The sequence below is a fragment of the Altererythrobacter sp. Root672 genome (assembly GCF_001427865.1).
Lineage (GTDB): Bacteria > Pseudomonadota > Alphaproteobacteria > Sphingomonadales > Sphingomonadaceae > Croceibacterium_A.
Genome location: NZ_LMHH01000001.1, coordinates 1986110 through 1999739, shown reverse-complemented (window position 1 = coordinate 1999739; position 13630 = coordinate 1986110). Strand labels below are relative to the sequence as shown.

17 protein-coding genes are annotated in these 13630 nt (G+C 61.6%); 15 read left to right on the top strand and 2 right to left on the bottom strand.

All coding sequences use genetic code 11. The features are described from left to right. Positions 1–21: 21 nt before the first annotated feature. Both pobA and ASD76_RS09670 read left to right on the top strand, forming a co-directional pair. Positions 22–1188, top strand: coding sequence for a 4-hydroxybenzoate 3-monooxygenase (gene pobA / locus ASD76_RS09675; RefSeq protein WP_055921784.1), 1167 nt, complete (start codon positions 22–24; stop codon positions 1186–1188). Between the two features lie 125 nt (positions 1189–1313). Beyond that, positions 1314–2558 carry a hypothetical protein gene (locus ASD76_RS09670; protein ID WP_055921781.1) on the top strand — a complete coding sequence of 415 codons (1245 nt, stop codon included), beginning with the start codon at positions 1314–1316 and terminating at the stop codon, positions 2556–2558. Between the two features lie 482 nt (positions 2559–3040). Here the strand turns inward: ASD76_RS09670 and ASD76_RS09665 are convergent, their stop codons facing one another. Next, positions 3041–3451, bottom strand: coding sequence for a hypothetical protein (locus ASD76_RS09665; RefSeq protein ID WP_055921778.1), 411 nt, complete (start codon positions 3449–3451; stop codon positions 3041–3043). Next, the gene (locus ASD76_RS09660; RefSeq protein ID WP_156457628.1) at positions 3444–4577 is read right to left on the bottom strand and encodes a hypothetical protein; all 1134 of its coding nucleotides are present in this window, start codon (positions 4575–4577) and stop codon (positions 3444–3446) included. Before ASD76_RS09660 ends, ASD76_RS09665 begins: the two co-directional genes overlap by 8 nt. A 736-nt stretch (positions 4578–5313) precedes the next feature. Here ASD76_RS09660 and ASD76_RS09655 point away from each other — a divergent pair. The 13 genes from ASD76_RS09655 (at position 5314) to ASD76_RS09605 (ending at position 13545) form a co-directional block, all read left to right on the top strand. After that, positions 5314–6597, top strand: coding sequence for a tyrosine-type recombinase/integrase (locus ASD76_RS09655; RefSeq protein WP_321164427.1), 1284 nt, complete (start codon positions 5314–5316; stop codon positions 6595–6597). 219 nt (positions 6598–6816) lie between these two features. Further along, on the top strand, positions 6817–7023 hold the full coding sequence (locus ASD76_RS09650) for a helix-turn-helix transcriptional regulator (RefSeq protein WP_235506604.1): 207 nt from the start codon (positions 6817–6819) through the stop codon (positions 7021–7023). Between the two features lie 108 nt (positions 7024–7131). Then, positions 7132–7320 carry a hypothetical protein gene (locus ASD76_RS09645; RefSeq protein ID WP_055921769.1) on the top strand — a complete coding sequence of 63 codons (189 nt, stop codon included), beginning with the start codon at positions 7132–7134 and terminating at the stop codon, positions 7318–7320. 1 nt (position 7321) lies between these two features. Further along, positions 7322–7960 (top strand): hypothetical protein, encoded by a 639-nt coding sequence (locus tag ASD76_RS09640; protein ID WP_055921767.1) that lies wholly within the window; start codon positions 7322–7324, stop codon positions 7958–7960. Between the two features lie 186 nt (positions 7961–8146). Beyond that, positions 8147–9583 carry a DnaB-like helicase C-terminal domain-containing protein gene (locus tag ASD76_RS09635; RefSeq protein WP_055921763.1) on the top strand — a complete coding sequence of 479 codons (1437 nt, stop codon included), beginning with the start codon at positions 8147–8149 and terminating at the stop codon, positions 9581–9583. Continuing rightward, the gene (locus tag ASD76_RS09630) at positions 9580–9927 is read left to right on the top strand and encodes a single-stranded DNA-binding protein (RefSeq protein ID WP_055921760.1); all 348 of its coding nucleotides are present in this window, start codon (positions 9580–9582) and stop codon (positions 9925–9927) included. The genes ASD76_RS09635 and ASD76_RS09630 overlap by 4 nt, the downstream gene beginning before the upstream one ends. 24 nt (positions 9928–9951) lie before the next feature. Then, the gene (locus ASD76_RS09625; RefSeq protein ID WP_055921757.1) at positions 9952–10278 is read left to right on the top strand and encodes a hypothetical protein; all 327 of its coding nucleotides are present in this window, start codon (positions 9952–9954) and stop codon (positions 10276–10278) included. Between the two features lie 22 nt (positions 10279–10300). Further along, positions 10301–10693, top strand: coding sequence for a hypothetical protein (locus ASD76_RS09620; RefSeq protein WP_055921754.1), 393 nt, complete (start codon positions 10301–10303; stop codon positions 10691–10693). A 235-nt stretch (positions 10694–10928) separates the two neighbouring features. Continuing rightward, a complete protein-coding gene (locus ASD76_RS09615) occupies positions 10929–11231 on the top strand; it encodes a hypothetical protein (RefSeq protein WP_156457627.1) in 303 nt (100 codons plus the stop codon). Between the two features lie 164 nt (positions 11232–11395). After that, the gene (locus ASD76_RS18750) at positions 11396–11521 is read left to right on the top strand and encodes a hypothetical protein (RefSeq protein WP_268760319.1); all 126 of its coding nucleotides are present in this window, start codon (positions 11396–11398) and stop codon (positions 11519–11521) included. Positions 11522–11726: 205 nt separating this feature from the next. Next, entirely contained in the window at positions 11727–11870 is a 144-nt protein-coding gene (locus tag ASD76_RS18255; protein WP_156457626.1) for a hypothetical protein, read from the top strand. After that, positions 11867–12571, top strand: a complete 705-nt coding sequence (locus tag ASD76_RS09610) for a hypothetical protein (protein WP_055921748.1) — start codon at positions 11867–11869, stop codon at positions 12569–12571. Before ASD76_RS18255 ends, ASD76_RS09610 begins: the two co-directional genes overlap by 4 nt. Before the next feature lie 74 nt (positions 12572–12645). Further along, positions 12646–13545 (top strand): hypothetical protein, encoded by a 900-nt coding sequence (locus tag ASD76_RS09605; protein ID WP_055921744.1) that lies wholly within the window; start codon positions 12646–12648, stop codon positions 13543–13545. Positions 13546–13630: the final 85 nt, after the last annotated feature.

Genomic DNA, 13630 nt, shown 5'->3' with positions numbered 1-13630 from the left:
CTAATTCCCAGGCTTATGTCAATGAAAACACAGGTTTGCATCATCGGCGCCGGTCCAGCGGGATTGCTGCTCGGCCATCTCTTGCGGTCGGAAGGCGTCGACTGCGTCGTGCTCGAACGGCGGACGCCGGACTATGTCCTGTCGCGCATCCGGGCAGGTGTTCTCGAACAGATCACCGTCTCGCTGATGGAGCGGCTCGGCCTTGACCAGCGGTTGAAGGCCGAAGGGTTGCCCCACGATGGCTTCAACCTGGCCGACGGCGAACGTCTGATCCGCATCGACATTGCCGAACTGACCGGAAAGCACGTCGTCGTCTACGGCCAGACCGAGCTTACTCGCGACCTGATGGATGCGCGCGAAGAGCGCGGGCTCGAAGTGATCTACGGAGCCGAGGACGTGGCGTTGCACGATGTCGAAGGTGACGCGCCGTTCGTGACGTTCACCAAGGACGGCCAGCAGCACCGGGTCGACGCGCGTTTCATCGCAGGGTGCGACGGCTACCATGGCCCGAGCCGGCAAGCAGTGGTCAGCAAGGGCACAGAGTACGAGCGTGAATATCCGTTCGGCTGGCTCGGCATCCTGGCCGATGTTCCGCCGTGCAATCACGAGCTGATCTACGCCAACCACGAACGTGGTTTCGCACTCGCCTCGATGCGTAGCGAAACGCGCAGCCGATATTACGTCGACGTACCGATCACCGACAAAGTCGAGAACTGGCCCGACGAGCGCGTGTGGGACGAACTGGCGATCCGCCTCGGACCGCAGGCTGCTGCGCACATGGTGCGGGGGCCGTCGCTGGAGAAGTCGATCGCACCGCTGCGCAGCTTCGTGTTCGCCCCGATGCGGCATGGCAGCCTGCTGCTGTGCGGCGACTCCGCGCACATCGTGCCGCCGACCGGGGCCAAAGGTCTCAACCTGGCGGCGAGCGATGTGCATTATGCGGCAGCGGCGCTCACCGCGTTCTTCAAGGCGGGCGATAACGACGCGGTGGCGGGCTATTCGGACAAAGCGCTGTCGCGTGTTTGGAAGGCCGAACGGTTCAGCTGGTCACTCACCCGGCTGATGCACCGCTTCCCGGATGACGGACCGTTTGAGCGGGCCATGCAGGTTGCTGAGCTCGACTACATCTCCGGCAGCCGCGCCGCGCAGACGAGCATTGCCGAGAACTACGTGGGGCTTCCCGTCTAAGATCGTCCCCACCCCCCGAAGGTCGCAATTCCCAGGGCAAATGGGGTAGGGGCTGGCCGCACTGGTGGCGCGGTCCAACTCGCGCTAAGTACCTGCAAGCCAAGGGGTAGGCAGGGGGTTTGGTCATGAGGAAGCGTTTTCTTCGGCTTGCAGGTGTTGCGTCGGTGGCGGGTCTGGCCATCGCGGTAGCGGTCCCGGCGATCTCGCAGGGCGGCTCGGGGCCGCCAGCGCGCTATACCATCGATGCCGGCACGATCTCGGGCATGGGCGCAATGGGCGCCAATGGCGGCGGTGGGCTGAATTCGGCCATGGCGATGATGCGTGGCGGCGGAAATCAGGTCGCGCATGAGCTCAGGCTGCGGCTGGGTTCGAGCCAGGCTCCGACCGGCGATCCCAAGGCCGACCACTTCATTCCGCAGGGCGTGCGCATGGGCGCTTCGCTGCCGCTGGTGACGCCGCGCCAGGTGGCTGGCACGCAAGAATACACACCGAGTCAGATGCCGACCGGGCGGCTACTGCTGTTCTGGGGCTGCGGCGAGCACGCCGGGCCTGGCCAGCCGGTGGTGATCGATTTCTCGAAGCTGGCACGGGGACAGGTCCCGCCGGGGCTCTACGCCCAATCGCTCAACCTGCCCGAAGACTGGTCGATCACCTCGGCCAACAGCAAGACTTTCGGCGAGTGGCCAAACGAGCGCGATCCCAAGCCGGTGCCGGGCAATGCCTCGCTGCTCGGCAACCACCGTATCGCCAGCACTTATGCGCCCGAGATATCGTTCGATCTCGCCAACGACTTCATGTCCGCCCTGCGTCCCGCAACGGCCGACGCGGCCAGCGGAGCGGTGAACTTGAGCTGGAACTCGGTGCCGACGGCCACCGGGTACTACGCCTGGGTCATGGCGATGAACCCCGACGAGAGCGGCCAGCCGCGCGACATGGTCTGGTGGACCTCGTCGTCAACCCAGCAGTTCGGTGGCCCGATGTGGGACTGGATCTCGCCGAGCACGGTGCAGAAGCTCATTACCGCCAAGACGGTCATGCCGCCGAGCCAGACGAGCTGTGCGATTCCCGCCGAGGTGCGCCAGCAGGGCGGGCAGTTCATGATGACCAACCTCTATGCCTACGGGCCTGAGGCGGACTTCTCCTACCCTGCGCGGCCGGCCAACGCGGCCCGCGGTTGGCAGCCCGACTGGATCGCCCGCGTTCGCTTCCGCGCCAACGCCATGGTCATGCACGGCATGCCGGGCATGGGCGACTTCGATGCTTCGTCGGCGGCGGAAGAGGAGCGGCCGGAGCAACAGCAGAGCCAGGAGTTGCCGCGCTGCAAGGGACTGTCGGGTATAGCCAAGCGCGCGGCGGGGCTTTGTCAGTAGAGGGCTGCTGCGTACAGAAGTGCGCTCAAGCGGCATACGATGCCGGCAACTTGAAGGGCAACTGCAATGGCATGCATTTTTGCCGGCCAGGAGTGGCCAGAGGGATCAGAACTCTGTCTCGAGGGCCATGTTTACGTCTGCTCTCACGATGAGTGGCAAAAAACAGCTCAGGAATGCCGGAAAAGCCATGACCACATCATCAGCGTGCCCGAGAGCTCTTAGGGGGGTGAATTGTCGAGCTGCCAGGCTTGCGACTGGTCTCGATTCGCCATCAGGGAACACCTAAGATCCTGAAATCTGGTGCCGGCTACAGGATTCGAACCCGTGGCCCCCTGATTACAAAACTGACCCAGACACTGTTTTTATTGGATAATTTCGTAAACCGCCGCTCTAACCGCCCCGGACTCCCCCTCGACGGTCCCTATGCTTGTAAACCAAATTGAGGCTGTTTTCGTGGCTTCGAGTTTCGTCGGACGGGTGCTTCAGTCTTCGTCAGGCGGGTGCAATTGCCCCCGTTCGATTGCTTTGATGCAAAGCCTCTTAGAGATGTTCTTCCACTTACGTTCCTCGAACGACGTGTAATCGACTAAGGCGTGAGCGGGATTTGCTGGTTGGCCTGCTGTGGCAATCAAAGGGTCTGACAAACAGATCAGACTTTCCTCCAAGAACTCCTCGACCGAGACGCCGAAGACCGCTGCTGAGAGGTTGCCCGACGATGAGTACAATGCATGTGATGCATTGGCCGAGGTTAAGGCCGCCCGATCTACGGACATTTTGCCGTGGTCGCTCGGTTGCGGCCGAAACCTGTCGGACGCTGGCCGACCGTCTTTGAAATTGCTGGGATGAATCTGACGGAAGAGGACCTCATTTGGATCAGTCAATTGCTCAGCCATTAGCGGACAACCTACGACGGAACTCCTCAATCACGTCATCCACCCCTCCAAAGGAGGTGGGCTCCATTTCTCCCGATCCGGAAACTTCTATGCCGTACATTTCCGGCTTGCCGACGCGGTCGAACTCAACTGAATATTCCCAACCTTTCAGGAGGAAGTCGACCAGTACGCCACCCACTTCGGTAGGGAAGATATGCATGTCGACGCCGGAAGTGCGGGTCGCCACGACGAAATCTAGTGCTCTTGCGAGAGCGGCTCGGCCAAGGGCTAGGCCCGCTCCATCGTGCCAACCATCCTCAAGCCTCTGCAACTCTTCCAGGCGTGACTTAGCATCTGCCACCACGGTCCCGTTTGGATCCGAAATTGTGGCTACGTCAAAGACATCGACGACTGATCTTAGTTTGTCGTTTTGGTCGAGCTCAACCAGCAGTTCAAACTGGACTTCGGAGTTCAGCGCCTCCGCAAACTCCTCGTAAAGTTGTAGCCTGTCGACGGGAATCGATATGGTCCCGTACTGTTCTGTTTGAACTCGGATAGAGCATTGGCCGTTAGGGTCGCTCGGGGAGTCATTTCCCACCAGCTCGCCCGTGCCTTCAATCCGAGTTTGGTAGGTTTCTCGGCCACCCATTATCAGTTGCTTGCGACGATGCATGTCGAGCCAGACAACCTTCCCGGATTCGTCCCGGGCGGCCAACTCAATTTTCTCACCTTCCTTCAGCGCTGCACCAAAGCGGTTCAACGCTCGGAGTTTCTCGGAGTTAAGATGTGGGGTCTCAGTCTCGCCACCGTCAAACAGCACAACCACGTTGGCATATGCTGCCTCAACGATGTCATCGAATTCATCTGCGATCTCGAACAGGAGCGCTTGTGGATCACTCCGCTTCCATTCGAGCTTGGGTATCGCGCTGCCGTCCTCAATTGCAAACAGTGACAGCACCAGCTCCTTGTCGAAGTTTCTGGGGAGTTTTTGTCGATCCGGATGCCGAGCTCGCCACTCGTCTTTGGCAAATGACAGGAGCAGATCTCGAAATGCAGGCAAATCTGGTAAAGCTTCGACCGGAATGCGGTTATTGCTGAACCTTTTCCCGAAGTAGTGAAGGCTAAATACTCGCGCGTCGTCTTCCATCGGGATCCTCACCATTCCCTCAAGTATCGAGCGGAACCGCAAACGCAATAGCGTTTACGAAGCTCTCAGTCAGTGTCCAAACTTCCAAAGGGCATGACCTGATGGCGAGTGCACCCGTTCAAAGCCACCTTTGAAGAGCTTCCGTTCGGCAGCGGTCCAATGCGCGAATTCCCCCTCAATCGTAATAGGAGGCTCACATGCCCACCCCTCTGAAATTTCCACCAACTGTGGAGATCAAGCGCTCCATAGCCGCCGCCATGAACGCAGGTATCGAGATCCAATCCATCGAGATTCATCCTCGAAAGATCACAATCCACGCGAGATCCTCAGGCGACGATAATTCGCCTAAACTAAGTCCCTACGAACTTTGGAAGTTGAGCGAGGGGCGGCAAACGTCGCGACTGAAACGGTCTGAGAGAGAATCTGGTGCTCTTGACGACAAAACAAGGGGTTAGCGTTCTGCAGGGTAAACAATCGCGAAAATCGGCTTTTTTGCTGTAAACCCGATTCTACGTGCAGATGTGAGGAATCGACGCTAAGTCATTGAAAATGGTGCCGGCTACAGGATTCGAACCCGTGGCCCCCTGATTACAAATTCTAGACCCCGACGTTTTTCGCGTCCAATAGGTCCACGAAACCCTTGATTTCCGCCATTCCTATGTCCAATAAGGTCCACGATTTCCCATAGTATGCCGCTCCAGGCGATACCTTAGGTAACGCAATTGGGCCGGTTGGGATGTGCTTAGGTAACGGACAAGGTGGTCGAATGGCGGGCCTTACGGACTCGAAGATTGCGGGCTTGAAAGCCCCCGCAAAAGGACAGGCTGAATACGCCGACGGCGACGTGCCTGGCCTTCGTGTGAGGGTTGGAGCGAGCGGCACCAAGACCTTCATCCTGCGCAAGCGGGTGGCCGGCAAGCCGGTCAACATCACACTCGGCCGTTACCAGCCGCCGCGTTTCGGTCTCAAAGCAGCTCGAGCCAAGGCTCGGACACTTATCTCGGACATAGAGAACGGGGCCAACCCCGTCGCCCGTGTTATCGAGGAACGGAAAGCTTCCGCGAGCGCGGGGACAGTGCGTGCCCTGTGGGAGGACTACAAGCGCACGGAAGTCGAAACGAAGCGATCGAAGGTGGAGATCGTCCGGGTGTTCGACACCTATGTTCTGCCAAAGCTCGGGGATCGCATGGCGGACGCCGTGACGCGTGGCGACGTCACCCGCTTCATTGACGAGATCGCTCAGGGTGGGGCGCGGCCAACTCCGATCATGGCCCGTAACGTCTTCGCACAACTGTCGGCCTTCTATGGCTGGGCCATGCCGCGGCTAGACCGCCTTCCTTCCAATCCTTGCCGTGACGCCCGGAAGCCTCCGAAGGCTGACGCACGCGATCGAACCTTGGACGATGTGGAACTGCGCGCTCTGTGGCAGTCCGCGGACCTTGAACCTCATCCGTGGCGAAGCGCGATCAAGCTGGCGATCCTTACTGGTGCCCGGCGAGACGAGGTGTTCAATGCCGATCGCGCTGAGTTTGATCGCGAGGGGAAATTGTGGACCATCGCCGCTGCTCGCACGAAGAACGGCGCCGCACACCTCATTCCCCTAAGTGAGCAGGTGCTCGCGGTGCTTGCCACCGTTCCCGAGTTTGCCAACGCCCCGAAGTTGTTCCCATCCCGATCGGATCCCGAAAAAGGACCGAGCGGCTTTTCCAAGGTCATGAAGCGCATCACCGCCAACGTCGAGGCGTTGGTGGGTCGGCCTGTCGCTCCTTGGGTGCTCCATGATGTGCGGCGAACGGTAGCGACCGGAATGCAGCGGCTGGGCGTGAGGCTAGAGGTGACCGAGGCTTGCCTTAACCACATCAGTGGCGCTCGTTCGGGCATCGTCGGTCTCTACCAGCGCTACGACTACCTCGCCGAGAAAGGTGAAGCGCTGGCGGCATGGGGCACAGATGTCGATCGAATTGTCTCTGGCACGCAAAGAACAATGGGACAAATTGTCCCCCTCAAGCGCGGCAAGTGAAACGCTTGGGCTCGAAAATTGCACTATCTGTCCAAATTTTCCTATCGGATTTGTGACGTTCCCGTAACGTCACATTTGTCCATTACGGGTTGGAGGGCTCCAGCGTAGTTCACCTACGTTCGCGGAGTCCGATACAGGGCCCATTTTTCCTGTCTTTTACTTCCCCATTGACCGGCGTAATTGAATAGCCCCTCACTTACTTTGAAGGGCTCAGTTGCGATGGCAATGCAAACCTCCGAGCGCCCCCGCCGCCTGCTACGCCTACGTGGCGTGCTTGATCGAACCGGCAAATCGCGATCCTCGGTCTATGCTGACAAGTCGTTTCCGAAGCCGATTAACATCGGTGATCGGGCGAAGGCTTGGATCGAGGACGAGGTCGACGATTGGATGGAGCGCCGCATCGCCGAACGTGATGCCGCCGCTTAAACAAACCCCCGGGCCGTAATCTCGGACCCGGGGGCTCGCAGCGGCATAACCCGCGGATGCAAGGGGGTTATGTCGCATTTCCCCGGGCCCCGCAATTGCGAGGCGAAAATGCAAGATCTCCACCCTCTGTTTGCCCTCCCGGACTCGCCCAAGCGCGATCAGGTGGTTCAATGGATCCGGTCCAGCCGCGACCCGAGCAAGCGCAAGAACTTCCTGCTCGCCGTGCACGAGTACGGCTTCATCCCCGATCACGAGATCGAGCTGCTGCTCCAGGCACTCATGCTGGAAACCGCGTGAGATGCTGTGGCTCCGCTTCTACCACTCGGCGATCCGGCACCCGAAGGTCGTGCAACTGTCCGATCGGGACTTCCGGATGTGGATCCAGTTGCTGGCGATCGCCGGCGAGAACGATGGTCACATCCCGCCTATCGACATACTTAAGGGGGTACTTAGTGGGCGGATAGATGCCCACTTAGCCAGCATCTATCGGCTGACCAAGCGGGGTCTTATCGACGAGCTGGAGAGCGGCTGGCGGCCCCACAATTGGGAAAAACACCAATACAAGTCAGACTGTTCGACCGATCGCTCGCGCAAGCATCGCGCTCAGCGCAACGGCTCGGCAACGTTGCATGCAACGCGGCCCGCAACGCTCCCTGCAACGCCCCCAGATACAGAACAGAGATATCCTTCTCCAGCTAACGCTGAAGAAGGCGCCGACGTGGTCGATCTCGACAAGGCCTTTTGGGATGGAGCGGTCGCTTTTTTCGGGCCGAGCAAGCGCGCGCTGATTGGCAGGATGGTCAAGGACTATGGCCGGCCGGCGGTGCTCAAGGCGATCACCGCGGCGCAGCTCGAGCACGCGGTCGATCCGGCGACCTACGTCCTCGGCGTGCTCAAGGCCGGCAACCGCGATGACCAGCCGGTGATCCTATGCTGATCGCCGACCAGCTCGCCGATCGCGGCATCCGCCTCACCGACTACGGGCAGGGCGAACACGCCAGCACCTGCCCGGCCTGTTCGGCCAAGCGCAAGAAACCCAAGGCGCGCTGTCTGTCGGTCAAGATCGACGCCGAGGGCTGGACTGCATTCTGCCACCACTGCGGACACAAGGACGGCCGACGCCATGTTGAACGAGAAGCATCAGCAATGGCTCGCCGCTCGTGGGCTGGATCCAGAACTGGCGATGCAATTCGGGCTGACCTCCCATCTGATCAAGGGCGGGCAGTGGCTGAGCGTGCCGTACCGGCTGGGCGGCAAGGTGGTGAATCACAAGCACCGCAATACCGAGCGCAAGGACCATCAGATGGACCCCGGCGCGCGGCTTGTGTTGTGGAACGCCGAAGCGCTGACGCGCCCGGAGGTCTTGTCCGGGCAAGAGTCGGTGGTGATCACGGAGGGCGAGTGGGACGCGCTGGCCGCGATTCAGGCGGGCTACCCGGCGACCGTGTCGGTCCCCAATGGCGCCCCGGCCGAGGCGAGCGATGACCCCGACGCCGCCAAACGCTACGATTGGGCTCGGACCCACCGGGCCGCGCTCTACGATGTGCAGGAGTTCATCCTCGCCTGCGACGCCGATGGGCCCGGCTACCTGCTGTTGCAGGACCTCGTGCGCCTGCTCGGGGCCGAGCGGTGCCGGCTGGTGCGCTATCCGGCCGGGTGCAAGGATCTCGGGGACGTGCTTGCCGTCGAAGGCGTGGCCGGTGTCACTCGTTGCCTCGATTGCGCCAACCCCTATCCGGTGCAGGGGCTCTATCGGCTGTCCGACTTTCCCGAGCGGGGCGAGGTGGTGTCGTACTCGACCGGGGTGGCCGGGCTCGACGATCTCATGCGGATCGTCCCCGGGACGCTCACTGTGCTGACCGGCTACGCCAACGCCGGCAAGTCGACGCTGATGACGCCGATCATCGCCCACGCGCTGCGACATCACTTCCCGGTCTGCGTCGCCTCGTTCGAGACCATGCCGAAGCCGGTCCTGCGCGATCACCTGCGTGCCGCGGTGCTTGGCTGCGGGATCCACGAGTTGGGCGGCAAATTCCTGGACGAGGTTGACGCGCTGCTCGAGGAGCGGCTGGTGATCGTCGCGCAGATGGTCGACGAGGAGGAGGAATTCACGCTCGAGCACTTCCTCGGCCTGTGCGAGATGGCGGTGCTGCAGTACGGCGTGCGCATGGTCGTTCTCGACCCGTGGAACGAGCTGGAACACCGCCGCCGCCCCGACGAGACCGAGACCGAATACATCGGCCGCGCCAACCGGGCGATCAAGCAATTCGCTCGGCGCTACGATGTCAGCTTCTGGGTGGTGGCGCACCCGACCAAGCCGCCGCCCGATCGGCAGAGCGGCCCGCCCGGGCTCTACGCGATCTCGGGCTCGGCGAATTGGGCGAACAAGGCCGACTACGGCCTGACCTACCATCGCGCGAATCCGGAAGAGAACGCGGCCGAGGTCATCGTGAGCAAGGTCCGCATGGGCATGCCGGGACGCCGCGGGCGCCTGAAATTGACCTTCGATCACCGCATCAGCGCCTTCCGGGTGCTGGGTCGCCTCGAGGCCGTCCGGTGATTACCGTCGCCGCGATCGGCCGCCTGATGCAGGCCCCCGAGCGGCGTGAGACCGCCAAGGGCTCGCCGATGGCAACGGTGCAGCTCGCGGTGAAGCCCAAGCCAGAGGGCGATGCGGTGCCGATCGACGTGATCGCGTTCGGCACCACCGCCAAGGCGCTGGTCGAGCACGAGCAGGGCGATCTGGTGCAGCTATTCGGCCGGCTCCAGTGGAACCAATACACCGACCGCTACGGTACCAGCCGGGCGAGCTGGGGCATTGTCGCCGACCAGCTCACGTCGGCGCGCACCGCCAGCTCTCGATCAGCCGAGCCACGCCGAAGAAATCAGCAATGGGCGCGATGACCGCGTCGATCAAAGGAGAGTGACATGGACGAACCCCACATCGAACGCCTTCGGCAAGAACGACAGGATTTGCGGGAGGAGGAGAACGCCGAGGGTCTAGAGGCAGGGAGGGAATGGGCCGGGTATGCCCACTATCGAGAGGTTGAAGCCATCGCGCTCATCGATTCCACTCATTGGGAAGGATGGTCCGACGCGCAAAAGGACCTTTACCGCACTCTAAAGCACGACGAGCCCGTGTGGGGCAGCGACATCTCCGAGATGGCTGAGGAGCTATTCGGGTGCCGGCGCCCAAAACTGTCGTGGTTACGCGGCTGGATGCAGGGCGTGGCCGAGGTGTTCGCACATGTCTGACTGCACAGCGAGGAGATAGACCATGGCCGAGAACAAGTGGCGCCAGTGCGAATACGATATCTGGTTGCATGAAACTATTGCTGGGCAAACCGACGATGCCGGCTGGGTGACAGTCAAAGGTCACGTGTTCGGGCTTCTGGCACTGCGCAAAGTGGAAGCCCGCCTCTGGTCGGTGGATCATCTGGCCACCGGCTGGCGTGTGGCCCAACTCGAAGGATTGCTGTCTGACGCGAAGCCAGTGGTCGAGCAATTGGAAGCTGAGTTTAATTGGGCATTCGATGATCCCAAGCAGGCGACGATTCAGTGCGATCCAGCGGGTGTGCGTCGGATCCTAGAAGGCGCGAGCGCCGGGGCAGTTCGGGCGCCGGGGGGGCGGGGCCCGCGCTCACAGGATGGGCCCGCCGCACCGCCCTAGTTGTTACCGAGGGATTTTTTTGACCCCCGCGAGATCGGAAAAGGTTTGGGCTAAACCGCTGATTTTCGTCGCAGCACATGCGCGCGGAATTTCACCAAATCGGCGCCCCAGCCGCGGGCTTCCCCGCCTCACTGCGCTTTGCTAGACTGGCACCGGGCCTGATCCCGGAGCGATCCCGATGCGAAGCGGCGCCAAGTACAAACCAACAGAGCAAGACAGGCGGCAGGTCAGACTGATGGCCGGCTTCGGCCAGTCGATTGAGCAGATCAGCCTGCTCCTCAATGTGTCTCCCCCGACCCTACGCCGCTATTTCCGACACGAACTTCGAGTTGGCGAGCTGGAAGCCGATGTTCGGGTGATCCATTCGGTGTACCGCGCCGCGACCCGCGCCGATCGTCCGGATATGCGCGCTGCGGCGCTATGGCTGTCCCGCCGCCCGGAATGGCAACCGCGTGCCTCATTGGGCAAGAAGGCGCTCGCCGAATTGGATGCGCATGACGCCGCCATCGGAACGGAATGGGAGCACCTGTTGCAATGAGCGCTGGCCCTCGGCGTCCGCTTTAGTGACGATCGCGAATTGCCAGAAATCTCCGAGATGGGTTGAATGCAGACATAGGAGGCAGTTTGATCAAACCGCCGCCTTTGGCCGTTATCGGCCGGTCTCCTTGCCAATCGGGACCAAGAGATAGCTGACAGTCTGCTTTGGCGTGCGGGGACGCAAAACCAACACCACCCTACGGTTACGCCCTCGCGGCGATCGTTGATAGCGATGTCCCGTATCGCCTGGCGATCGAGGCGGTGGTGATCAAGGAGCGATTCGGGATCTGATCGTCCATTTGATGCCCAGGAGTTCACCAGCGCGTCTTCGTGAACTGAATTGGTTTCTGCCGAACACTGCAATCCTGGCCATCAAGCTATTATAATTAATACATTATTGTCGCTTCAGGCGGCAGGATTGATAGCGAGTGTTTCTAGATATAGAACGATAGGATCTAGCAAAAAAGCTCATGTCGAACTGACAGGAGCATCGTCGATGAAGGACATTCTGGATTTCCTCTCCCATTTCTCCGGCCTCCCGCCCGAACAGTGGATCGGGCTCATCGCGTTGGCCGCGATCACCCTCGCCGCGGGTTGCCTCTACGTCGTGCACAGTGTCGTGAAGGGGCAGTCGAAGTGAAGGCGAAGCGCCCCGTGTTCGTGAAGCTGCCCGTCCGCTGGATCGATGCGGGCGGGCTCAAGGCGTTCAAGTGGCAGCAGGGCGGGTCGGACGAGACCGCGGCACTGATGCTGCTGGCCGTCCTCGCCCATCACATGGATCCCGATGACGGGTTGGTGAAGCTGACTTACGACCAGCTCTGCCAGGCCGCCGACCTGAGCCGGGCGAAGGTCGCCGGCGGTCTGGCGATCCTCGAGACGCGCGACCTGATCGAGAAGATCGCCGGCCAGCGCAGCGGTTACCGCCTGGTCGACTACAATCCCCTCGCCAACTGGGCGAAGCTGCCCGCAAACGGCCTGTATGTCGGCGACCGCGTCCGCGCCTTCAGCGAGTTCAGGCTGCGCTCGCGCGCGGAGCTCGACGCGCTCAAGCTCTATTTCCTGTTCGCGGCGCGCCGCAATCGGGCGATGAACATGGCGCCGATCAGCTACGAGAAGATCACCGAGCATTGCGGCGTTGCGAACGATCGCATCCGCCCGGCGCTCAACATCCTTGCGGTCAACGACCTTGTCCATACCGAGCGGTTTACCAGCACGCGCGCCGAAGGCGGCATCGCGCACGCCTATCGACTGACCCATCTCGACGGCAACCGGCACCTCGGCACCATCGGCCGCGACAGCGATTTCGATCTCGGCCTGCAGGTGGAGGACGCTACATATTGATCCCTTTGCAGGCGGTGGGGGGCCGGTCGTCGGCGCGAAGGCGGCGAGATGGATATTAGGACGAGGGAACGGGGATGAAGCTGGAGACCTTGCTGCGACGGCGCGAGCCGGACTTGGCGCTCGTGATCGGCAACGGCATTAACCGTCATGCCAATGCCGCCGCGGTCAACAGCTGGGACGCGCTGCTGATCGGCATCGCGCGCGACTGCATCCCGGGCGTCACCAAGGTGCCGCCGGGCACCGCGCTCACCGAATTCTACGATGTCGTCGAGCTCAAGTCGGATGGCCGCACCGGCGCGCTGCAGGCCGAGTTCTGCCAGTCGATGGCCGACTGGCGTCCGTTTCCGCACCACCGCCGGATCATGGAATGGGCGAGGCGTCATCGCACCCCGGTTCTGACCACCAACTTCGACGAGGTCCTCAGCCACGCGGCCGACTGCGAGTTCCAGTTCCCGCCCGACCCGAAGTTTACCGCTTTTTATCCCTGGGGCTGCCACTTCGCCCGCCACCTGATCGACGATCCCTGCGCCGACTTCGGCATCTGGCACATCAACGGCATGGCCCGGTACAAGACCAGTATCCGTCTCGGCCTCAGCCACTACATGCAATCGGTGCGCCGCGCAGGCGGCTGGATCCAGGGCCGCAGCGACGAGAGCCTTTTCCGCGCCAAGAACCGCCGCGACTGGCAGGGCGCCCGCACCTGGATGCACCTCGTCTTCAACAAGCCGCTCCTGTTCGTCGGCCTCGCGCTGGCGGAGAACGAGGTCTTCCTGCGCTGGCTGCTGATCGAGCGGGCGAAGTATTTCCGCATGTTCCCCGAACGGCGTCATGATGCCTGGTACATCTATGTCGACGACCCGCGCGACGAGCGGCAGGCCGGCAAGCACTTCTTCCTTGAATCGGTCGGCATCCGCTGCATCGAGGCGGGAAGCTATGGCGAGATCTACGATAACCCGGGCTGGATGCACGCCTGACCGGCCAGTGCAAGCTTGGCGAACGACAGCTTTCGGGCGCCAACGAAGCCAAGTTAGATGACTGACACGGGCGCAATGCGGAAAT

Excerpts from the sequence above, each read along its gene's own strand:
- ASD76_RS09655 (WP_321164427.1), top strand. The coding sequence starts at position 5,314 with ATGTGCTTAGGTAACGGACAAGGTGGTCGAATGGCGGGCCTTACGGAC.
- ASD76_RS09620 (WP_055921754.1), top strand. The coding sequence starts at position 10,301 with ATGGCCGAGAACAAGTGGCGCCAGTGCGAATACGATATCTGGTTGCAT.
- pobA (WP_055921784.1), top strand. The coding sequence starts at position 22 with ATGAAAACACAGGTTTGCATCATCGGCGCCGGTCCAGCGGGATTGCTG.
- ASD76_RS09660 (WP_156457628.1), bottom strand. The coding sequence starts at position 4,577 with ATGGAAGACGACGCGCGAGTATTTAGCCTTCACTACTTCGGGAAAAGG.
- ASD76_RS09665 (WP_055921778.1), bottom strand. The coding sequence starts at position 3,451 with ATGGCTGAGCAATTGACTGATCCAAATGAGGTCCTCTTCCGTCAGATT.
- ASD76_RS09625 (WP_055921757.1), top strand. The coding sequence starts at position 9,952 with ATGGACGAACCCCACATCGAACGCCTTCGGCAAGAACGACAGGATTTG.
- ASD76_RS09615 (WP_156457627.1), top strand. The coding sequence starts at position 10,929 with ATGGCCGGCTTCGGCCAGTCGATTGAGCAGATCAGCCTGCTCCTCAAT.
- ASD76_RS09635 (WP_055921763.1), top strand. The coding sequence starts at position 8,147 with ATGTTGAACGAGAAGCATCAGCAATGGCTCGCCGCTCGTGGGCTGGAT.
- ASD76_RS18255 (WP_156457626.1), top strand. The coding sequence starts at position 11,727 with ATGAAGGACATTCTGGATTTCCTCTCCCATTTCTCCGGCCTCCCGCCC.
- ASD76_RS09670 (WP_055921781.1), top strand. The coding sequence starts at position 1,314 with ATGAGGAAGCGTTTTCTTCGGCTTGCAGGTGTTGCGTCGGTGGCGGGT.
- ASD76_RS09645 (WP_055921769.1), top strand. The coding sequence starts at position 7,132 with ATGCAAGATCTCCACCCTCTGTTTGCCCTCCCGGACTCGCCCAAGCGC.
- ASD76_RS09640 (WP_055921767.1), top strand. The coding sequence starts at position 7,322 with ATGCTGTGGCTCCGCTTCTACCACTCGGCGATCCGGCACCCGAAGGTC.
- ASD76_RS09605 (WP_055921744.1), top strand. The coding sequence starts at position 12,646 with ATGAAGCTGGAGACCTTGCTGCGACGGCGCGAGCCGGACTTGGCGCTC.
- ASD76_RS09650 (WP_235506604.1), top strand. The coding sequence starts at position 6,817 with ATGGCAATGCAAACCTCCGAGCGCCCCCGCCGCCTGCTACGCCTACGT.